The 20415-nt window shown below is 57.7% G+C and carries 22 protein-coding genes; 6 read left to right on the forward strand and 16 right to left on the reverse strand.

Features of this window, described 5'->3' with window-relative positions; all coding sequences use genetic code 11:
* Positions 1-18 precede the first annotated feature (18 nt).
* The 11 genes from ASE52_RS19120 to ASE52_RS25800 all read right to left on the reverse strand — a co-directional run bounded on the left by ASE52_RS19120 (position 19) and on the right by ASE52_RS25800 (position 10017).
* Complete coding sequence (locus tag ASE52_RS19120) at positions 19-348, reverse strand: helix-turn-helix transcriptional regulator (RefSeq protein ID WP_056057419.1); 330 nt, start codon at positions 346-348, stop codon at positions 19-21.
* 406 nt (positions 349-754) lie between these two features.
* Positions 755-1222: a hypothetical protein gene (locus tag ASE52_RS25305; protein WP_082522308.1), complete on the reverse strand. Its 468-nt coding sequence runs from the start codon at positions 1220-1222 to the stop codon at positions 755-757.
* The gene (locus tag ASE52_RS19125) at positions 1219-1521 is read right to left on the reverse strand and encodes a hypothetical protein (protein ID WP_056057422.1); all 303 of its coding nucleotides are present in this window, start codon (positions 1519-1521) and stop codon (positions 1219-1221) included. The genes ASE52_RS25305 and ASE52_RS19125 overlap by 4 nt, the downstream gene beginning before the upstream one ends.
* Positions 1522-1554: 33 nt before the next feature.
* Complete coding sequence (locus ASE52_RS25310) at positions 1555-2142, reverse strand: HAD domain-containing protein (RefSeq protein ID WP_347230962.1); 588 nt, start codon at positions 2140-2142, stop codon at positions 1555-1557.
* 79 nt (positions 2143-2221) lie between these two features.
* Complete coding sequence (locus ASE52_RS19130) at positions 2222-2434, reverse strand: DUF2384 domain-containing protein (protein ID WP_056057423.1); 213 nt, start codon at positions 2432-2434, stop codon at positions 2222-2224.
* Positions 2435-2544: 110 nt separating this feature from the next.
* On the reverse strand, positions 2545-3219 hold the full coding sequence (locus ASE52_RS19135; RefSeq protein WP_056057426.1) for a helix-turn-helix transcriptional regulator: 675 nt from the start codon (positions 3217-3219) through the stop codon (positions 2545-2547).
* A 9-nt stretch (positions 3220-3228) separates the two neighbouring features.
* On the reverse strand, positions 3229-3576 hold the full coding sequence (locus ASE52_RS26350) for a hypothetical protein (protein ID WP_241777054.1): 348 nt from the start codon (positions 3574-3576) through the stop codon (positions 3229-3231).
* 992 nt (positions 3577-4568) lie between these two features.
* Positions 4569-5930 carry a hypothetical protein gene (locus ASE52_RS19140; RefSeq protein WP_140426274.1) on the reverse strand — a complete coding sequence of 454 codons (1362 nt, stop codon included), beginning with the start codon at positions 5928-5930 and terminating at the stop codon, positions 4569-4571.
* A 101-nt stretch (positions 5931-6031) separates the two neighbouring features.
* A complete protein-coding gene (locus ASE52_RS25790) occupies positions 6032-8308 on the reverse strand; it encodes a hypothetical protein (RefSeq protein WP_140426275.1) in 2277 nt (758 codons plus the stop codon).
* Positions 8301-9299, reverse strand: a complete 999-nt coding sequence (locus ASE52_RS25795; RefSeq protein ID WP_140426276.1) for a hypothetical protein — start codon at positions 9297-9299, stop codon at positions 8301-8303. Before ASE52_RS25795 ends, ASE52_RS25790 begins: the two co-directional genes overlap by 8 nt.
* A 259-nt stretch (positions 9300-9558) precedes the next feature.
* Positions 9559-10017, reverse strand: coding sequence for a helix-turn-helix domain-containing protein (locus tag ASE52_RS25800; protein ID WP_140426277.1), 459 nt, complete (start codon positions 10015-10017; stop codon positions 9559-9561).
* A gap of 73 nt (positions 10018-10090) precedes the next feature.
* Here ASE52_RS25800 and ASE52_RS25805 point away from each other — a divergent pair, with 73 nt between their 5' ends.
* Positions 10091-11158 (forward strand): hypothetical protein, encoded by a 1068-nt coding sequence (locus ASE52_RS25805; RefSeq protein WP_140426278.1) that lies wholly within the window; start codon positions 10091-10093, stop codon positions 11156-11158.
* Here ASE52_RS25805 and ASE52_RS25810 read toward each other — a convergent pair.
* Both ASE52_RS25810 and ASE52_RS19150 read right to left on the reverse strand, forming a co-directional pair.
* Positions 11133-11990, reverse strand: coding sequence for a hypothetical protein (locus ASE52_RS25810; protein ID WP_347230963.1), 858 nt, complete (start codon positions 11988-11990; stop codon positions 11133-11135). The two genes, ASE52_RS25805 and ASE52_RS25810, sit on opposite strands and share 26 nt — an antisense overlap.
* 267 nt (positions 11991-12257) lie before the next feature.
* Complete coding sequence (locus tag ASE52_RS19150) at positions 12258-13175, reverse strand: LysR family transcriptional regulator (RefSeq protein ID WP_057228355.1); 918 nt, start codon at positions 13173-13175, stop codon at positions 12258-12260.
* 111 nt (positions 13176-13286) lie between these two features.
* Between ASE52_RS19150 and gstA the strand changes: the two genes are divergently transcribed.
* From gstA to ASE52_RS19165, 3 genes are read left to right on the forward strand one after another with little or no spacing between them, the layout of a single operon-like run.
* The gene (gstA, locus tag ASE52_RS19155; protein WP_057228357.1) at positions 13287-13895 is read left to right on the forward strand and encodes a glutathione transferase GstA; all 609 of its coding nucleotides are present in this window, start codon (positions 13287-13289) and stop codon (positions 13893-13895) included.
* A gap of 36 nt (positions 13896-13931) precedes the next feature.
* The gene (locus ASE52_RS19160) at positions 13932-14159 is read left to right on the forward strand and encodes a 4-oxalocrotonate tautomerase family protein (protein WP_010467040.1); all 228 of its coding nucleotides are present in this window, start codon (positions 13932-13934) and stop codon (positions 14157-14159) included.
* The gene (locus ASE52_RS19165) at positions 14156-14578 is read left to right on the forward strand and encodes a nuclear transport factor 2 family protein (RefSeq protein WP_057228359.1); all 423 of its coding nucleotides are present in this window, start codon (positions 14156-14158) and stop codon (positions 14576-14578) included. The genes ASE52_RS19160 and ASE52_RS19165 overlap by 4 nt, the downstream gene beginning before the upstream one ends.
* A gap of 97 nt (positions 14579-14675) precedes the next feature.
* Here ASE52_RS19165 and ASE52_RS19170 read toward each other — a convergent pair whose 3' ends face one another.
* Entirely contained in the window at positions 14676-16583 is a 1908-nt protein-coding gene (locus ASE52_RS19170) for a GspE/PulE family protein (RefSeq protein WP_057228361.1), read from the reverse strand.
* Between the two features lie 22 nt (positions 16584-16605).
* On the reverse strand, positions 16606-17409 hold the full coding sequence (locus tag ASE52_RS19175) for an exodeoxyribonuclease III (protein WP_057228363.1): 804 nt from the start codon (positions 17407-17409) through the stop codon (positions 16606-16608).
* Between the two features lie 10 nt (positions 17410-17419).
* On the opposite strand from ASE52_RS19175, the gene pyrE reads away from it, so the two are divergent.
* Together pyrE and ASE52_RS19185 are read left to right on the forward strand one after the other, a co-directional pair.
* Positions 17420-18118, forward strand: coding sequence for an orotate phosphoribosyltransferase (gene pyrE / locus ASE52_RS19180; RefSeq protein WP_057228595.1), 699 nt, complete (start codon positions 17420-17422; stop codon positions 18116-18118).
* A gap of 5 nt (positions 18119-18123) precedes the next feature.
* On the forward strand, positions 18124-18828 hold the full coding sequence (locus ASE52_RS19185) for a DUF4124 domain-containing protein (protein WP_140426280.1): 705 nt from the start codon (positions 18124-18126) through the stop codon (positions 18826-18828).
* Positions 18829-18945: 117 nt separating this feature from the next.
* Here the strand turns inward: ASE52_RS19185 and gatB are convergent, their stop codons facing one another.
* Positions 18946-20415, reverse strand: coding sequence for an Asp-tRNA(Asn)/Glu-tRNA(Gln) amidotransferase subunit GatB (gene gatB / locus ASE52_RS19190; RefSeq protein WP_057228368.1), 1470 nt, complete (start codon positions 20413-20415; stop codon positions 18946-18948).

Consider the following 20415-nt stretch of genomic DNA (forward strand, 5'->3'; position numbering starts at 1 on the left):
ATCTGGTGAGCTTGGCGCTCAAGAGGAGCAGCGGAACTCCAGCTCAATCTTCCCCGGCCGTCGCCGTATTGTTTTGGTCACCAGGATCGTCACATCGTGACCAAGCATCGCAATCCATTCAAGCATCTTTGCTTCACTCGCACCGCGGAACTGCCCACGAACAATCTTCATGATGTCTGCTTGATCTATCCCAAGTAATTCTGCAGCTGCCTCATGGGTCAGATGTCGCGCCTTGATCGTCCAAGCGATATGTGCTGCCAACGAAGCCTTTCGCTGCAACGCCTCAGCGTCTTGGTATCCAAGGTCGGCATATACATTGGTGCTTCCCACTTCAACTGCGTCTGGCATTTCTGAGCCCTTGGTGCCTAATGATCCCAATCGCAGGTTCCAACGACACGGTGATTGTTCCCGCCATGAGCTCCCGACAAGGCCTGCCAGGGCGATGTGTCGGATTCCGCTAGCGCTTTCATTATGGAATGACTTTCCACTCACCGTCTCAGATGAAGCTCTTCAGGCTTCACGACGACAGATCGCCGCTTAAATTCGGTTCCAGAGCGTTCTGCAATGTAGGCACCGGGCTGACCCGCATTTTCAAATCGCCCAGAGAGCAGATTCGATGAAGGCACCACGAGTAGCCGTGTCCTAGTCTTCACCGTGACCGTAGGGGCGCTTGAACGCGGAACGCAGAAAGAAGTTGCGGAGCTAGGAGCAAGGGATGTACTGAAGATCTGCGAGATTAATGAGGCCTAGGGGGTCAATAGCCCTCAGCACGTGCCACTTCAATTACACGGGCCAGATGACCCTGCTCTATCGCCTGACGCGGTGTCCGGCCGCCCAAAGCGCCCGATGGTGTCTCCAAGAAGGCGAGTAGTGCCCAGCCCTCAGTCGTTCCCAAGGCTTTTGAAAGCTTGGGCAATGCATCCCATAGGGCAGCTTCAAACTGCCAACGAGGCAACTTGAATCCACGCCGGGCCTGGGTCAATCCGATCGCCCGCCCTTTGGTGACCCACGCATTGATCGTCACTGGGGTGGTACCGACCAGATCCGCAGCCATGTCTGTGCTGAGCATGTCATTGGCTTCCAAGCGAGCCGTCCGGGCGGCCAGGCTGCCAGCCAGAAGAGCCTTTGTCTGAGCAGCAGACGCGTAGGGCGACTGATGTTCAACTCCGCTTGGGCTGTTGCTTGTGCGGTGGCGAGTCGTTGAGGTTGAGTTTGTTTTCATGGGGACCTCATCAATGGCCCCTTGCGGCCGTCGATCTTGCTGCTGAAATACGAAGTGCAGGGCGAGTTCAAGGCAACAGTCTGCTTGAGCATGGCCACAAGACGTGAGAGCAAGGCGAAGACCTCGGCGCTCTGGCGAACTGCCGCTTCGAGAACCAACGGGCCAATATCCAAATCCATGAAGCCGATACTGGCTGTCCGACGGCTGAGCACATTGGCCAAGATCGGGAGTGCGTCGCGACGCTTCACGATGCCATCGACAGTTTGCAAGATCGGGAGGATGTCGGAGTGGCGTCGCATCACATCGGTTGGTTGTTTTCAGAAACTACGGGGTTAGGCGGACAACCCTGCATGGCAGCCGCGCAGTTTTTCCCTCAGCTCGTGTTGAACTACAGGGTTGGACAAGCCGGTAGTTCCTTCGCACGCGATCAAATTTTCTCGACAGGAGTCGGGCCACCCCTCCAAATCGTCATCAAGTGCCAGCCACTGCCGGGGCTTTCGGCGACGAGCATCCTCTTGAACTTGCACTCCCCGGGGCATGGTGCGAAACATGGACAGATTCCAAGGATCCACGCCATGGACACGCTTGTGGTACGTCCCACCAATGAACCGCGCACGCAGAGATGCCGGAAGCCGTTTGAGGGTTGCGCTGTATCCGGGGCGGATACACCAGGTGCTACTCAGCACCAGAGCGACTGTCGGGTACGGTTCAAGCACCGACTCCAGGATAGGAATCCATTCGAAAAGAGAGTGCCCTGCAGCCTCATACGGGCTCATGTAGATGCCCTTGCGGGGATGCCAGAGCACTTTTTCATGGTGAACAACACCATCCAGGTCCAGATACAGAGCGACATCCGCGCTGCGGGGAGTAGACGCAGGGAGATACGGGGCGTTCTGGCTAGAGGACATAGCCGTAGGCATTCTGCATGGTGTCAATTGGTCAGCGGTGATAGCAACTGGTCCAGACCTGACTCACGACCAGCTCACTCCCTGCCTATGCTTACGAGTAGGCACCGGATTGAGCTCGCAAGAGCAAGCTCTTCACGACTTCCAGGCCCTCCGGCTCATTGAGCACATCGATGGGTCTTCGACGTTCCAATGCTGGGACCACACCAGTAAGCCCACTGTCCAGCCCCACCTTTGCATCAAAACCGGTTTCGACCATGCCCCGTACGAGCACGGTGAGAGTGGAGATGTCATCTTCAAGGGCCATGGCTTACTCCGTGGAAATGGCGGGGATCAGTGCGAGCCAGCGATGGTGCAATTCTGGGGATTGAGCGTTAAATTCTGGCCGTCGCCAGTCGCTAGTTCGAACGGCGCTTGTCATTGATGAGCCCTACCGGCGATTTCAAGAACGACGCCTTCCTTTAGGTCACGGACTTCTTGGAGGATGCGTTTTCGGACATCTGGTGGCAGAACAGCGGTCATCGGGGACGCTTGCCTCAGTTCCTGCGCTCGATGGGTTCTCCCCAGTGCCTTACGCCACTTGCGATGCTCCAGGATGTCTTTCCACTCAACCCACAGGGTGGCCGATCGTTGATCCCCAGCATTCAGCCACTTTTGCAGGACTGCCTGTGCCTGCTGGAGCAACGCAGGGTCAGCACGAACGCATCGCACCGCTTCTTCATGCAGGGCGAGACTTTGTAGATCCTGGATCCGGTGGCGCGTGGGGTCCGCGGAAACGACGATTCGTGCCAACGGCGCATCACTGCTTGCCCCAGTCGCCGCAGTGTTTGAAGTGACTAATCGCATGGCGTCATCCGCCAACAACGCGAAGTCGCCCAGGATGCCCAAAGCGGATATGGCTTTCAAGTAGGTACCCATGGACGGCGTGGGATCTCCCGCTTCGACTGCTCGCAGCGTCCCGCGCGAGATTCCCACGCGGCTCGCCATCTCTACTGTGCTCAGACCGTAGGACTCTCGGAGGCGCCGGAGCTTGTTGCCCAATTGGAGGAGCAAGTGGAGTTGTAGCAATGAGTAGTTGCTTGGGACGAGCATCTGTTCGGTTTAAAAAAGTGGCATTTGTCGAGTCGATTTAGCCTGCAGCTCTCGTGTAGCAATTGCAAAGTCTTCAGGAGAGTTGGCTCGGAGCCAAGAGACTGCGGCTTTGCATTCGCGATGAATGTCACCGAGCGTGCAATCCGGTCGATGCGCAATGAACTTGAGTATGCTGTTCACAGCACGTTGGCGACGTAAAGGCATGCCATGCCCCTTGCGGTAGCTTCCACCGCGATCGCCAAGTTGTACAAGGCGATCTCGCAGCGCACCGGTTGTTATTCCAAGCTTCTTCGCCGCATCGGCCAGGGTCTCTGCATTCAAAATAATTTGGTTGATATCGGCAGGTAGGCCAGTCATGTCTTCGATCCATAGACTGCTCTGACCAAACGTATCCCATTGCGGTTCGGACCACGGCCTCGAGAGGCGTCGATGGCTTGACGCATCTTGCTCGTGTGCAAACAGAACAGACCACAACAGCAACCACTTCAGCGGGTGGTCCCCTCGACGACCCCTCAGCAGGTCGTGAATCCAAGTGCCTGCCGCCAGGCTGGATTCCGGAGATTGAGCGGTTCGCAACCACTCAGCCAGCTCGGATGCCGAAAACCAACCAGCCAATCTGCTTGTGTTCAAAGGATGCGACCAACTTGAAATGCCTTGTCGCCGCAGTTCATTCAAAGCAGACTGTCGGATTGCGTACAAGTCAAGATGCTCCTGGTGCGCGGCATATTGCGCGAGGCGGGACATTCTCTGGAGGACTTCAAGTTGAGTTGGTGTTGGCTCTGCGTGCAGGTATTCGCCAATCGATACGTTAGGGAGTATCCAGGTGAATGATCTATGTATCGCAGTTTTAAGGGGCTGGGCGTGATCTGAGCAGACCCATGATCCTGCGAGTTGATGGGGCCACCGCCATCTCGGCAATTGCAGGTTTGCTAGATCCTCATTCAGACATGATTCGCAGTAGCGTAAGTGAGAATTCGGAGAAAGGCCGCTCGCCGACATGCCAAGAGTGGTCGTCCACCCAGGTCCGTTTGCTGTCTCCGCGCGGTCAATAAAAATCGCTCGCCTAGCAGGTGTCAGAAAGGGTATGAATATGCCCACTGAGCATCGTGTTCGCAGAAGCTCTGGCAAGTTGCCCAGATTCCCATCGGTAGCATGCACAAAGTGTGGAATCCCCGTAGGTGCATCGCGCTCCTTGCAGGCATGTGCGGCACCAAATAGCAACATTCCAGTGTCACGGTGCGAACCGTTTCCACAATTTTTGTGAAAAGAAGATGCCCACGAATACAGCGACTCATCGCCTCTCCACGCAGGGATGAATGGGAGCTTCTGTTGGGCTTCTGTCTTCATGTTTAGACATCAGCTTGTTTTGCTGCAAGCGCGAGACTGCGTATTTGAGATTCTTGGAAGTTCTCGTCAAGAGACGGATGTGATGGGGTCTTCAGTGGGTCCTTCTTGCTTCGAGTGCTTTGCTTGGGCTTAATAGCCTTCTGGTTAGGCTTATCAGCCATTCCACGCGCAGTGTCTGGGGGCGTTGATATATTGATTTCGACTCCATTCCACAGACGCCTGAACGTCCCTGCAGGTATGTCAGAAAACATTTGCAATTTCTGCCAATCCTTTGCGACCATCGCTTCAATGCGAGGGCGGATGCTGTCAAACGTTTTGCTGTTGCGGTACACGAAATCGATCATCTCGGTATTGATCGCTTTTTGCGCGAACAGCGCGTGTTTTTGAACTTCGCGCCGAAGCCTGCACAGGTACCGTGGCACGCCAGCCGTCCGATTCCAGATGAAGTGATCCAGCGTGGGCTCAGCAATCCCGTTTGGGAGTGGTGAATATGGGGCATCTGGCTCATCAAGCAAGGTGGGTGTCCACAGTCCTGGCATCCAGTGATTGACCCATTCAGCATCTGTAGGTTCGGCAACCGGAAACATCGTGTGCCATCCACCCTCCGAGAAACGATCAGCGTCTTGCGAGAAACTTCGCAATTCGGTGAAGGCCAGAGGATTGCCGAGTACGACTGTAGGGATTCCCCAATTGAGGACCCTCAAGAAGAAGGTCTGGAACTCTCGTGCGAAAGCTGTATGGGCTAAATTTTTTTCCTGCGCTTCCTCCACTATAAGCAGCCCGCAGCAATGGAGGGAGAGTAGGTGCAAGAAAGCGACTGCCTTGCGTTCAACAGTCCAACTCTTGAATTGCTCACGATAGTTTGAACCTAGGGATGCGTCCAACGCAAGAAATGCCGATTCAAGGAAGCCGCCCCTCGAACCGTCCGATGGCATGTGTACCTTCAAGTAAACCAGTTGCTTAAGCTTGGCCCATTGGCATTCAGGTATCGCTCCATGTTCAATCACCGTTGGCAACAACGAGAGATATCGATCAAGTATTTGTGATTTGCCCATTCCAGTGATGGCTTCGAGAATGGCTCCCGAGGCAAATGAGGGAAACCAAGGAACAGACTTCTCCCTCGTGCCTTTGAATTCGGACGTATCGCGGAGGCGTTGCCGATTGGCCTCTATGCGCGGATTGCGTTGCATCAGGCCTTGGTAGAGTATGTTCTGGACGCTAGAGATGAACTCAATCCCGGCACTGCTTGGAACGACAATCGACTTAAATATGTCGACGAGTTCGTGGCGGCGAGCAAGTGGAATCTCAGAAACGTTTTCCTTGCTGATGGGCCGATTGCGCAAAGCCTTTGCGAGCTCTAACATGCCCAGTTTCGGTGGCATGTGCGCTAGCAGTGGATTGCTCTCTGCGTCTTTCAGAAAGGCGAGCAGTGGGTTTGAATCGATTGGAATTTTCCTGCTCCTGATTAGTCTTCGAGTAGTTGGCGCATAACGTCTTCGACTTCCGACGACGGGATTGCCCGAGTGCTCACACTGCTCAGAACAATTGGTGCAGCAGGGGCTTGACCGACCAGTTTCATCCTTTCTGTCTTTGACAGCTTTGGTACTCCACTTTGTGCAGATCGCTCAAGCGAAGTGTTCGCCCGTATGTCACGCTTGAGCTGCGATTTGGTCGGCTTGGCTCCAATGGACTTGATCTCCGCCTTGCGTTCTGTGTTCGCCTTTGACGTGGCTTGTTTGATCTCAGCGGCGCGTTGCAGCCCACGGTTTTGTTCGGCAGCTTTACTGAGAAACGCCACCAGTCGATCGTCTCGGGTAATGGAAAGCCAGTCGAGCAGCGTCATGTGCTGCAGATCGGGGTCTCCACTTTTAAGGTGAAGTAGCTGTAGTGATCCGCCGAGATTGCACCAGCACTGTGAAAGATCCGACGGATTGATGTGAGCCTCAATGTGCTTCCGCTTTCCTCCGAGTGTTCCCAGGGTCCCGGAGCGTTGGAGCCAGTCGTTTATGTAGACCAGTTCAGGTATGAGACGCTTAGCTGCATAAAAGGGGTCGTACAGATGTATTCCCTCTGGCCCAAGAGATCCAGAAATTCGCGGCAGGCAACGCACTTTGAGTGCCGTAAGGTCTTGTGCTGTTGAGCTCAAGTAACCGTTTGCTAGAAGCCACTCGACGGCGCCTCGTCGTGTAGGTTCAACACCGTCACGTCTCATTGCCACCAGGGGTAGCCTGATTACCTCTTCGTTGTTGTGACGCAGAATGCGCTTGATCTCGAGTGGTAAAAACTCTTGGAAGTTGAGCCGAGCAAGTTCCGCACGCGCTGGCTCCCCGCGACGTGGACGACGGCCCATCGTTGATCCAGGAAGAAGGTGGTCAAGATCCTTGTGTGCCCGGTTGAAGTTCGATTCGACAGGAGCCTTGTTGATTGACTGGTAAGCTGAACCGAAGCTCGCTCCTAACTCGATTTCTTCCAGCGTTTTCATCACGGCTTTGTTCTTTCCTTCGCCGTTGTCCATAACGTACTGGCGAAGAACAATAGACAGCCAGTCGCGTGGTTCAATCGTTATGCCATTTTTTGCGCAATAGAGAACCTTGTCTTCTGCAGCATGCAAAATTGCGAGTAGCGCTGTAGTTGAGCTTGCGTGCTCGAATCCCACATACGAACCGAAGATGTAGTCGATCCCAAATCCGGCTCCGATAACCTCCGTCCGTATCGGCGAGCTGAGCGGCTTGAGTCGCGATGCGGAAGAGACTAATGTTTGATCTGTGGGCGTGCTGTCGAGGTACCCCTCTCCGTTCATTGAGTTATGCCGATCCTTAATCTTTCCTTGGCGCCTCATGTACTCTTGCCGGACATGAGTCTCGCCTCGATGGATTTGCCTTGCGGTGAGCGCGTCTGTAGCTCGAGTGCCCCAGTACTCGAATTGGGCTGGGTTGTAGTTTTGAGCTTCTGGGCCAAGCGTGACTACCGCATTGCTTCCTTCCCACTTGATTGAAGTTGCGAACCAATCGTTGAGCGTGTTATGGAAGGCCACCTGAGTTGATACTCCCGGCTTTTTGTACTTACGCCACCCCATTGCAAAGATTTTGCGGACATCTTCTGAGCAGTTGACGCCTGCCAAGCGATTCTCGCTATCGCCAAACTCACGAGGTCTGCCAGTCTTTTTGTTGCTGTGCTTTTCTTTTCCAGGGCCACCAGAATGTGGATACCACGGAAGCAGCGAGTTGCGCAGACCGAGCCCGAGGATGAACGCATTTAATGCCCTCTGCACCTTGGCGCAACTCTTGTGACCAAGCTCTTTGGCACGCATCGTCGGCCATCCTGAGAACTTCGGGTCCAGAATAATCTGAGCTACTGTGCGATGGTGGACAAAGGGTCTGATGAGCTGATATGCGTCTCTTCTATGCTTAAGCCATTTACGTAGATCCCGGCGAGTTTTTCTAAGTAAGTCGGTAGACGAATTGCTATGAAGTTGTTTGTTTGATAAGAGCCAGTGGCTGGGAGTTTCGAATTTCGCTACGGCGAATTCGCCGTCAGCGATCTGTGCCTCAAGAGATGAGAGTCTGCGGAAGACAGGTTTTTTGATGTAATTTTTTTGAAATCCGGCAGAATTTTTTTCTGGGAAGAATGAGATGGCGACTACATCTTCAAACGGGTCCATATGTATGACACGCGCGTACAACATCGGTTGTTTTGTCGGTAGTCGTGTCAAAAGTGCGCAGCCGAGATGGAGTTCACTCATTGGATGCCCCAAAGAAGGTTGCGCGCAGGTTTCGAAGATAGTCTTGACTGGCGCGTCGTATCATCTTTGTTGTCTCAACGGGTATCGTTAGGTCGATATCGATCGACTGTAGCCATATACCCAACCGCCACAGTCGAAAGGGGTCGCGATCGACTACGGATGCTTCTCGGGCGGCCTCTGCGACAGCGTCGCGGATGGGGCGCTCAAGTGCATAGTTATTGAAACTTGCGACATAGTCGGCAAGTTGCCGTGAACCTCTATAAAGACGTAATTCGCTGGTTAGCGGCCGTAGCCATCTCAAGTTTTCAACAAACTTCGGATGAATGGACTCGCCTGTTTCATGATGATGATGAGCCCCGACTGCATGGCAATAAGCTCGATCTAGCTCAATGCGTTCTTGGGCACGGGCACTGTTGGCTGCGATTGCTCCGGGCTTGCAACTTATACCCGCGAGAGGCTTCTGCCGCACCGTGCCGTTCAGCATCAGATCGATAGAGCCAATGTAGGGGACGGTTGTGCCGACAAAGCACCCGTGATCAATACCCAAGTGTTTTGCAATGTCGATCAGTCCTTGTGTAGTGCGCTGACCCTGGTCCAGATGTTGGGCTGGATGCGGATGTTCATACGGCCACATGGGTAAGCACTCGCGTAGTCCCTGTGCACCCAGGTATGCACAAATCAGCGCAGTGTGAAACTCGAGCGAGGATAGAAAATGGTGATTTCTTTGATGGATGGAGACAGAGTCAAAGATTTGGTAGCTGACGGGCGATGAGAAGTTTCTTCGGATTCGAATCCATGGTTGGTAGTGTTCGTCATATCCTTGTCCAGCTCCGGCGCGAATCGCAGTACTGACCTTGCCGAGTTGCCGCAGTGAGTATTGCGACAATGCTTTCCCGACCGGTTGTGTATCCTCTTCCAACAAATACAAATACGGCGCGCTGTACCCTGCCTCCCTCGCGAGCGCACTGGCATTTCTTGATGTAGACGGCATACCGTCTCCCTCCTTGCTCAAGGATGAAGTTAAAGCCTCACGCACAAAGCGTTTGGACAATTCGTAGGAGCTGAGGGCGGGCGGGGTCGACTGGATTCGACGTGCAAAATCCGTAGACTATGTTGAGTCCACTTGCTCGCGCTTGCATTTGTGATGCGAAGCGGATGCTTGACTCGGGATGCGTCTGGCCTGAGAATTCAATTGCTTAGGTTTTGGTTTTGGCCAAGACTTTTCCGGCGAGCCCTCGTGCTCGCCGTTTTTATTTGTGCGTCATATCGCCTCCCTTTTCGGTGAGCCTTGATAGACGGGTCGCACTTTCTTGGAGCGACTCCAGGTAAGCCAGCAATCCAGCTCGCTGAGCCCCATCCAGCCATTGGGCCGTGGTGAGCAGCTGTGACACGAGGCGTGTCTCTTCTTCGGACTCGGTCAGTTGCCATACGGAGCGGATGCACCGATCATGCTTGGCAGCCCAAGCGAGCGCCTCCGTGTCCCCTGGATTTAACTGAAGCAACACGGACAACTGGCCCAGAACACGGTCAGTGAAAGGAGGTCGGCGTCCCTTCTCAACGCCACAGAAAAAAGCTTGGTCGATCCCAACGGTCAGCGCTACTGCTTTTTGGCTGGTCGAACATCTTTCGCGGGCCTGCAATAAGCGACCGGGAAAGAGGAGAAGCTGATTTACTTGTTCCATTTCATTTTTGGACGGACGGTAGTCCATCGCACAGATGCTATCGGTCTGTATTGGAGGGCACAACAAGTACGATTTGCCAAATTTCTACTCTAGTCCTCCTATGAAAGATACGTTCGAATTGTCATTAATTGACTTTTGCGCGCTCTCTAAGACCCCTCTGAAGCGCAACCGAGCAGGGAAATCCCGGGGTCCAGCGGACGCACTACGGACCGTTTGTTGGTATAGGTATCTGGCGTCTGAAACGCCGGGGATCTCTGCTTATGCTTTGGGAAAGCTTGCCGAGCCGAGCGCGTACAAAGTTGATGTAAGTGACAAAAATCGAATTCACATGCATTCAAACAAATGGATTCGATACTCGAGGGGCACGGCGGTACCTCAAAGTGCACTCGTCGCGCGCTCAGACGAGAAATTTCCAGGCTCAGCAGCATTGATCAACCACCCTGTGTGGTTGTTGATAGACCGGCAGTATTCTTCGCTGGGTCAACTCGCAAGAGTTAAAACCTCCTTTGCGCCCAAGGTACAGCTTGAAATTGATGCGGCTAGATCGCCTTCTCAGTGGACGTCGCCCGACTTTGCAATCCTGTATGTCAGGAAACTGGTTATTTTGGAGCCGCTTGATGCATTAGGCGCGATCGCCTACCTACTATGGCAGGCAAAGTTGCGCGTTGACACTTCTGCTCAGGCGGGCTGGGTACGCTGCCTGTATGGCGCGATGCTGGTCCATGGCGCCGATCTTCGGTCCCTTGGTATTGCATTGCCCATGCTCGAACTGTTTAAGCAGAATTTGCTGGACTCAGTAAGGCACGACGGCAACCGGTTGGATTACCCTTCAAATCTTTATTTGGTTAGTATTGAATTACTCGATCGCTTTTATGTGGAGTGTCGGTCAGAGTATGGAGGGAGTCAGCGTGAATTTCTATATGATGCTTGCGTCATAAGGCATGGATATGCACCTGCTGTTATTACTTGGGCGATCTCAGTGCCACTAGACGAGTGCAGTTCGGTTGCCAGCATCGAAGCATGTGAAACGCATCAGAGAATTTTTTCGTGGGCGCTATCTGCTCTGTCCAAAAAGGAGCGTGTGATGGATTTATCGGCTGACACGATAATTGATCTATTTCCTCTTGTTTTTGAAATGGGCACTAATTCGCAGCGAGCCGATTCTTGATATGTGTTGGGAGTTGCTCCCACGCGAAAGCATATGCCATCAAGTTTACTCTATGGTTCATAAAATGGTAGCCTTCGAGGGCAAGCTTCAAATAGCCAATTGGACCGCCACTGCGAAATATGACGGAAAAATCTGATGGATTGATGATTTGCATCCAGTCCAGGAATTTCTGAATTAATGAATTTGGGTTTGTTTTTAATTCATTGGCAATCATTCTTATTGAAATTCTCCTGCACCGAAGCTTCATTTCCGGTGCATCACCATTAAGTAATCTTTTTAGAATATCATTGAGAACTTTGAATGCGTATGCATGGTTGTGGAGAGAGTTGCTGCTTATCGGGGAAGGTGCCGTGCGGCAAGTGGGACAGGTCTGAAAAGCGCCGTCCCATCTGAAGGGTTCGGCTTTACACTTACACCCTTCCCAAAGTTCCAAGCCGTGAGTGTCACAATGACGCTCGTTCGCTAACTGATGAGCTAATCGTTGATAAACATGCCCGTGCGTTCTCAGGTCGTCGATAACGCATTGTTGGCAGAGCCGTGGTCTTTCCGAAACGTATCCTACGTAGCCGGTCGTTCGAAGCTTGGTCTGGCTCACGGTTCGATTGCCTGAGATCAGGTTGTGACGGATCTCTTCTTCAAGTTGACTGCTATATAGGCATGTGAATACTGGAAAGAGGGTGTGCTCTTGAAGTAAGGTTGTTGGGGCGATGGCGTCATCCAGCACGATGCTGCAGAAGTCGCGTGCTCTGTACCCCAGAAAAAGATGATTGGTGCTTGGAGGTCGCCCGACGACAGCCCTCGGTCCAGAACGCATGGAAGCGAATCTTCCCATTCGAACCGATGCTTCGTAGAGGGAGTACAACGTGGCCCCTCTGGGGAAAGACGGAATCACTTCAAAAGTAACGAGATTTGAAAATATGTTTACTGCTTAACAGTGCCAAGGCCTCGCACCCCGAGAATTTTTTCATTCTTTATGAGCAGCTTGCGCTATTAAAAGGCGTTCTTTTCATAGAGAGCACTTTTAAAAGTTTGTTCAGCGCTACCCTGAGGATTGGTTTTGTGTATTTTGCGGGTCTGGCGCATGGCGGACGGGACAGGGTCAAGCCCGCGCCAGCCGATCAACGAGGAAATCCACCAGCACCCGCACGCGCAGCGGCATGTGCCGGTTGGCGGGGTACAGCAGCGAAAACGGGCGGGAGGCACCGGCATGTGCGGGCAGCACCTCCTGCAAGGCACCGCTGTGCAGGTCGGCTTCCACAATGAACCGGTAGGTCTGCAGCAGCCCTGCGCCGGCACGCGCCAGGGTCACGGGGCCCAGGATGTCATCGGCGCAGCGCAGGCGGCCTTGGGTGGGCACCTCCACATCGCGCCCGGCCGCGTCGCGCAGTATCCACGCAACCGCCTGCCCGCTGCTGGGCAGCACGAACTGGATGCATTCGTGCGCCGCCAGGTCGGCCGCTTCGTGTGGCGTGCCGCAACGCGCCAGATACGCCGGGGCGGCGACCACCACCAGGGCGGCGTCTTCCAGCTTGCGTGCCACCAGCCCCGAGTCGATGGGCGCGCGACCGCGCACGGCCAGGTCAAAGCCTTCCTCGGTGAAGTCCACGTTGCGGTTGCTCAACTGCAGCTCCAGCTCCACGCCGGGGTAGGCCTGCGCAAATGCGGGCAGCAGGGGCAGGATGCGGCAGTGCCCATAGGAGGTGGGCAGGCTGAAGCGGACGAGGCCCGCCGGGCTTTGTTGCTGGCCTGACAGCTCGCGTTCTGCCTCGGCCAGCTGCCCCAGCGCCTGGCGGCATTGCTCGTAGTAGCGCTTGCCGGCGTCGGTCAGCCGCACCTGGCGTGTCGTGCGCTGGAACAGGCGCACGCCCAGGCGCGCCTCCATGCGTGCCACGGATCGGCTCACCGCCGCCGCCGTCAGCCCGGCCGCCTGGGCGGCGGCCGTGAAGCTTTGCCACTGGGCGGTCAGGCAGAACAGCTCGATGCTGCCCAGCTTCAGGTCGTCAAATTGGCGCGCCATGTCTTGTTTATTACTTCATGTAATCAGTGAAATTACTGGTGCCTAGTTTATTGCTGTTTGCATCGCCAATACCATCGCTTCACCTTTCCACCACGCCCCCAAGGCCTCCCCATGAAGCTGTACTTTTCCCCCGCCGCCTGCTCCTTGTCGCCCCACATCCTGCTGCTGGAATGTGGCTTGCCGTTTGCGCTGGAGAAGGTCGATACCGCGCGCCACCAGACGGCCGATGGGCAGGATTTCTATGCGATCAACCCCAAAGGCCAGGTGCCCGTGCTGGAGCTGGACGACGGCTCCCGCCTCACCGAAGGCCCGGTCATTGCGCAATACATCGCCGACCAGGCCCGGGCCACGCAACTGATGCCGGCCGCCGGCACGCGGGCGCGCTACCGGGTGATGGAGTGGCAGAACTACGTCAGCACCGAGCTGCACAAGTCCTTCACGCCCCTGTTCCACGCCGGGCTGGATGACAACGCCAAGGCCGCGCTGGCCGCCCTGCTGCGCAAGAAGATGGAGTGGCTGGACGCGCAACTGCAGGACGGCAACTACCTGACGGGCGAGCACTTCACGGCGGCCGACGCCTACCTTTTTGTGGTGCTGGGCTGGGCCAAGTTCGTGAAGCTGGACATCAGCGACCTGGCCCATCTGCAGGCGTTCATGCGCCGTGTGGCCGCGCGCCCCGCGGTACAGGCCGCGATGCGGGCCGAAGGGTTGCTGGGCTGAGACGCCGTTCATTCATCCATCCACAAGGAACACGCCATGCCTTACATCAACATCAAAGTGACCCGCGAAGGTGTCAGCAGTGCGCAAAAGGCCGCACTGATCCAGGGTGCGACCGATTTGCTGGTGCGCGTTCTGAACAAGGAGCCCGCCACCACCTTTGTCGTGATCGACGAGGTCGAAACCGACAACTGGGGGGTGGCCGGTGAGACGGTGACCGTGCGCCGCCAGCGCGCTCGCGCCGCCACCGACGGGAGCGCGCCATGAGTGATCCGCGCTTCGACGCAGTCGCCGCCGTGCTGCAGGAGTATTTCGACGGCCTGTGCCACAGCGATACCCAGCGCCTGCGCCGCGTGTTCCACCCGCAGGCGGTCTATGCCTGCGCCACGGCCGAGCCTGCGGTGATCCTGCGCATGGAGGAATATTTCCCCATCGTGGACGAGCGCCCCTCGCCCGCGAGCCGGGGCGAGACGGTGCAGGAGCGCATCCTGTCGATTGAATTTGCCGGGCCGGTGACCGCCCTGGCCAAGGTCGAATGCGCCATCCTGCCCAAGCACTTCACCGACCTGCTGAACCTGATCCATGTGGATGGGCGCTGGCAGATCATTGCCAAGGTGTTTCACTACGAGCTGGATCGCCGAGGCGGCGGCGTGAACAAGTCGGCGAGCGGGGCTCAATCCGGATGACGCTCATTTTTTGATAGTCGTTAGCGCTTATCTGTTAAGCGCCAGCGGCCATTTTTCACATTTTTCCAGCGGTAGCCATCGCCGGAGTGGGCGCACATCACAGGTTGGTCGCCGCCACCACTTCCGACATGTCGGTCAACCCCTGCAGCACCTTTTCGATGCCGTCCTGGCGCAGCGTCAGCATGCCCGCGGCCAGTGCCGAATGGCGGATGTCCGAGGCGGGGGCGCGGTGGCGGATGTGCTGGCGGATGGCCTCGTCACTCAGCATCAGCTCATGGATGCCCAGCCGGCCGTGGTAGCCGTGGCCGTCGCACTTCGTGCAGCCCACGTGCCGCCACAGGCGCAGCTCGCCCTGTGCGCCGCCATGCTGCTGGCGCCAGCGCGCCACCTGCGCCTCGCAGGCCTCGGGCGTGTTGCGGGTGCCACTGTCCAGGTACTGCGACGCCAGGCCCAGCAGCGTGTCGTGGTCGGCCACCCGCGGCTCGCGGCAGGCCGTGCACAGGCGGCGCACCAGGCGCTGGGCCAGGATGGCAAGCAGAGAATCCGAGAAGTTGAACGGGTCCAGGCCCATCTCGAGCAGCCGCGCAATGCTCTCGGGCGCCGAGTTGGTGTGCAGGGTGGACAGCACCAGGTGGCCGGTGAGTGAGGCCTCGATGGCGATGCGCGCGGTTTCCTCGTCGCGCATCTCGCCGATCATGATGACGTCCGGGTCGGCGCGCAGAAAGGTGCGCATGGCGGCTGCAAAAGTCCAGCCGATGCGCGGGTTCACCTGCACCTGGCGCAGGCCCTCCTGCGTGATCTCGATGGGGTCTTCGGCCGTCCAGATCTTGCGGCCGGCGGTGTTGATGTCGCGCACCACCGAGTGCAGCGTGGTCGTCTTGCCACAGCCCGTGGGGCCACACACCAGCACCAGGCCGTAACTCTTTTGCACCACCGCCCGCAGGGCCTGCAGGTTGGGCGGGCTCAGGCCGATGTTCTCCAGCGGCAGCGGCTTGGCACCGGCCAGCAGGCGCAGCACCACGTCTTCCAGCCCGCGCGAGGTGGGCACGGTGACCACACGCAGCTCCACCGGCGGGCCGCCGAAGCGGGCGAAGTCGATCTTGCCGTCCTGGGGCTTGCGGTGCTCGGAGATGTCCATGCCCGCCATGATCTTGATGCGCGCCACCATCGCGAAGCGGTAGCGTGCCGGCAGCTCCAGGTAGGGCGTGAGGTCGCCGTCGATGCGCAGGCGGATGCGCACGTTCTGCGGCGCGGGCTCGGTCTCGATGTGGATGTCGGAGGCGCGGTGGTGGATGGCTTCGTCGATCACCGAGTTGATGAGCCGCACCAGGGTGTTGTCCGACTCGCTGATCACGTCGGCCTGCTCGGAGTCCGCGTCCGGGGCCGTGCTGCCGAGGTTGGCCGCCAGCTCGCGAGAGGTGGCGCGTGCGGCGGTGGCCGCGTCGGCGCCGCCACCGGGCTGGGTGCGGTAGGCGCGGTGGATGGCGGGCATCAGCGTGCCGGGTGCGGCCTGCAGCGGAAGGAGCCGGCGCTGTGTGAGAAACCGCAGTTCGTCCAGCAGCACGCGGTCACAGGGATCGGCCATGAGCAACACCAGCGCGTCTTCGCGGGCGATCAGCGGCAGCACGGATTCACGCTCTGCCACTGCGCGTGGCACCAGGGCCAGGGCCGTCGCTTCTGGCGCAATATCGCCCGGGTGTACGGTGTACTCGCCCAGCCACGCGGCAATGACCTGGCGCAGCTGCTCCTGGGTGAGGACGCCGCCTTCCACCAGGATCTGCCCGATCAGCCGGTGTTGCCCGGCGCCGCGCTCCTGCAATTGCTTCTTGAGGCCGTCTTCCAGAGCCGAGGGGGACAGCATGCCCGCATGGACCAGCGCCTCCCCCAGGTGGCGCGCCTTGCCGACGGTGGGGTGGGGGGTGGAGAGCTGTCTCCACAAAGATTCCGCGTTGGCGGGGCGGAAACCGTGGGGCGGGGGGGCGGTGGAGGCTGCGGTGTCGGGCATCAATGGTCAGAGGCGGGCATCGTCAAAGGCTGAAGTCATAGTCCACCGTGATAGGCGCGTGGTCCGAGAACTTTTCACTTTTGTAGATGGATTCAGCACGTGCCAGCGCTGCGAGCGCGGGGGTGGCCAGGTGGTAGTCCAGCCGCCACCCCACGTTGTTGGCATACGCCTGCCCCCGGTTGCTCCACCATGTGTAGGCGGTGTCCGTGGCGGTAGGTTGTAACTGGCGGTAAACGTCTATGATGCCGCCGCCTTCATCAGTTGTGTGCAACAACTTTGTCATCCAGGCCCGCTCTTCGGGCAAAAAACCACTGTTTTTCTGGTTGCTGCGCCAGTTTTTGAGGTCAATTTGCTGGTGCGCAATGTTGATGTCGCCGCACAGGATGAAGTCGCGTTCGCCCTTGACTTTCATCAGATGGGGATGGAACTCGGCCAGAAACCGGAACTTGGCCTGCTGGCGCTCCTCGCCCGACGAGCCGCTCGGAAAGTACGCGCTGATGATCGACAGCTTGCGGGCCGGCGTGTCGAAACGCAGCTCCACATAGCGGCCTTCTGTATCGAACTCTTCAGAGCCATAGCCAATGACTACATCCGAAGGCTCGTGCCGCGTGTAGACGCCCACGCCGGAATAGCCTTTTTTCTGGGCATAGTGGAAGTGGCCTTGCAGGCCGGCCATGCGCTCGAAGCGGTTGGCCATGTCGGCCGCCTGGGCCTTCACTTCCTGCACACAAATACAATCCGGCCGCGTGGCTGCCATCCAGCTTTCCACGCCTTTGCTGGTGGCCGAGCGGATGCCATTGAGATTGAGGCTGGTTAACTTGAACAAGGAATTCCCCATGGTGGATGTTGGCGCGCAAACCTCTGGACAGGGCCAGCTGGCGCAGGATTTTGTACGTTTTGCCGTCGAATCGGGCGTGCTGCGGTTCGGTGAATTCAAGACCAAGGCGGGGCGCCTGAGCCCCTACTTCTTCAATGCAGGGTTGTTCGACGACGGCCGCAAGATGGGACGGCTGGCGGAATTCTATGCAAAAGCACTGCTGGCCAGTGGCATCGAATTCGACATGGTTTTTGGCCCGGCCTACAAGGGCATTCCCCTGGCGGCCACGGTCGCGGTGGAGCTGGCCCGGCTGGGGCGCAACGTGCCTTTTGCCTACAACCGCAAGGAGGCCAAGGACCATGGCGAGGGCGGCACGCTGGTGGGTGCCCCCTTGAAAGGCCGGGTGCTGATCGTGGATGACGTCATGTCGGCAGGGACCGCTGCCCGCGAATCCATTGCGATCATCCGCGCCGCCGGTGCCGCGCCGCATGCGGTTGCAATTGCGCTGGACCGCCAGGAAAAAGCCACAGAGAATGGCCAGGACGTGGACCATAGCGCGGTGCAGTACGTGCGCGATCAGCTGGGCATGCAGGTGTGTGCCATCGCCCGGCTGGCAGACTTATTGCTGTATCTCTCGCAAAACGGGGAAGAGGGGATGCGCTCGCATCACGAAAAAGTGCTGGCCTACCGCCAGCGGTACGGCGTCAACGAAGGGTAGATGATTTGAGCAAGTCGGCGTGGATCATGGGCGGGTTGGTGCTGCTCACCCTGGGCGTGGAGCTGGCCTCGGCGCAGCCTCAGGAAGCGTCTGGCGGCATCTACACGTGTGTGGACCGCAACGGGCGCCGGCTGACGGCCGACCGGCCTATTCCGGAATGCCTGGACCGGGAGCAGCGCGAACTCAGCCCCTCGGGCATCACACGCCGCCAGATCGGACCCTCGCTCACGGAGCTGGAGCGTGCCGCCCAGGACGCCCAGAACCGCAAGGATGCCGAGGAGCGCGCCCGCATTGTCGAAGAGCGCCGGCGTGAACGCGTTCTCGTCGCGCGCTACCCCGACAAGGCGTCCCACGATGTGGAGCGCACGGCGGCCATCCAGATGGTGGATGACGTGACGGCTACAGCAGAAAAGCGAATCACCGAGCTGAAGGCGGAGCGCAAGAAGCTCGATGTGGAGATGGAGTTCTACAAGAAGGACCCCAACAAGGCGCCCATGACGCTGCGCCGCAAGATCGCTGAGATTGACGACAGCCTTGCCGAGCAGCAGCGCTTCATCACGGGACAGGACCAGGAAAAGCGCCGCGTGCACCAGCGCTTTGACGTTGAACTGGCCCAGCTGCGCAAGCTGTGGGACCCTCAGCGCGTGTCTCCCGCAGCGGCTGCGAAACCCTCTGCCAGCGCGGTGCCTCCTGCGTCGGGAGCTCGATAGACGAGGTTGGGGGGCTGATCTGCCCAGAGCCCGCGCTGCGAAAATCACTTAAAGAACCGACTTCAGGATAAAAAAACAAAGGGGCCTCGCGGACCCCTTTGTTCTTTGCGCCTGTGTTTACAGGTCTTGAAGTCGGCCCGCCAGCTTGGCACGCAGCAGGTCATTGACCTGTTGCGGGTTCGCCTTGCCCTTGCTGGCCTTCATCGCCTGGCCCACCAGTGCATTGAACGCCTTGTCCTTGCCCGCGCGGAACTGGGCCACGTTGTCGGGGTTGGCGGCAATCACCTCGTCGATGATTTTCTCCAGCGCGCCGGAGTCGTTCATCTGCTTGAGGCCTTTGGACTCAATGAGGGTATCCACGTCTGCAGCTTCACCTTCCCACAATGCATCAAACACCTGCTTCGCTGCATTGTTGGAAATCGTGCCATCGGCGATCCGGCCAATCAGCGCAGCCAGTTGCACCGAAGTGACCGGTGCTTTCTCGATGCCGATCTCTCCCAGGTTCATGCGCCGTGACACCTCGCCCATGATCCAGTTGCTGGCCAGCTTGGGCTGACCGCAGGCCTTGGCTGCTGCTTCGAAATAGGCCGCCATCGCCTTGCTCTGTGTAAGTGTGGTGGCGTCGTATTCGGGCAGACCATAGTCCGCCACAAAACGCGCGGCCATAGTGCGGGGCAATTCGGCCATCAGCGCACGTTGTTCCTGCACCCATTGCTCTGAAATGTGTAGCGGAGGCAGATCCGGATCAGGGAAGTAGCGGTAATCCGCCGCGTCTTCCTTGGTCCGCATGGCGCGTGTTTCGCCCGTATCCGGGTCGAAAAGCACGGTGGCCTGCTGGATGGCGTGGCCGTCCTCGATCTGGTCGATCTGCCAGCGGATCTCGTAGTCGATGGCCTGCTGCATGAACTTGAACGAGTTCAGGTTCTTGATCTCGCGGCGCGTGCCCAGCGGGCCGCCGGGCTTGCGGACGGACACGTTGGCGTCACAGCGGAAGCTGCCTTCCTGCATGTTGCCGTCGCAGATGCCGATCCAGGTCACGATCTTGTGCAACTCTTTCGCATAGGCCACGGCTTCGTCGGACGAGCGCATGTCGGGCTCGGTCACGATCTCCAGCAGCGGCGTGCCGGCGCGGTTCAGGTCAATGCCGCTTTGGCCGATGAAGTCTTCGTGCAGGGACTTGCCCGCATCTTCTTCGAGATGGGCGCGGACCAGGCGCACGGTTTTCTTTTCGTCGCCGAGAAAAAACTCCACCTCGCCGCCCTGCACCACCGGGATCTCGAACTGGCTGATCTGGTAGCCCTTGGGCAGGTCGGGGTAGAAGTAGTTTTTACGGGCAAAAATACTCACTGGCGCAATGTGGGAGCCCAGAGCCAGTCCTAATTTGATAGCGCAGGCCACTGCTTCGCGGTTCATCACGGGCAGCGTGCCGGGCAGGGCCAGGTCCACCGCGCAGGCCTGCGTGTTGGGCTCGGCGCCAAAGGCGGTGGGCGCGCGGCTGAAGATCTTGCTCTGCGTGGCAAGCTGGGTGTGGGTTTCGAAGCCGATAACGACTTCATAACCGTGGATCAATTTGCTGGTCGTCGTCAT

It is taken from the genome of Acidovorax sp. Root275 (genome assembly GCF_001428965.1).
Lineage (GTDB): Bacteria > Pseudomonadota > Gammaproteobacteria > Burkholderiales > Burkholderiaceae_C > Acidovorax > Acidovorax radicis.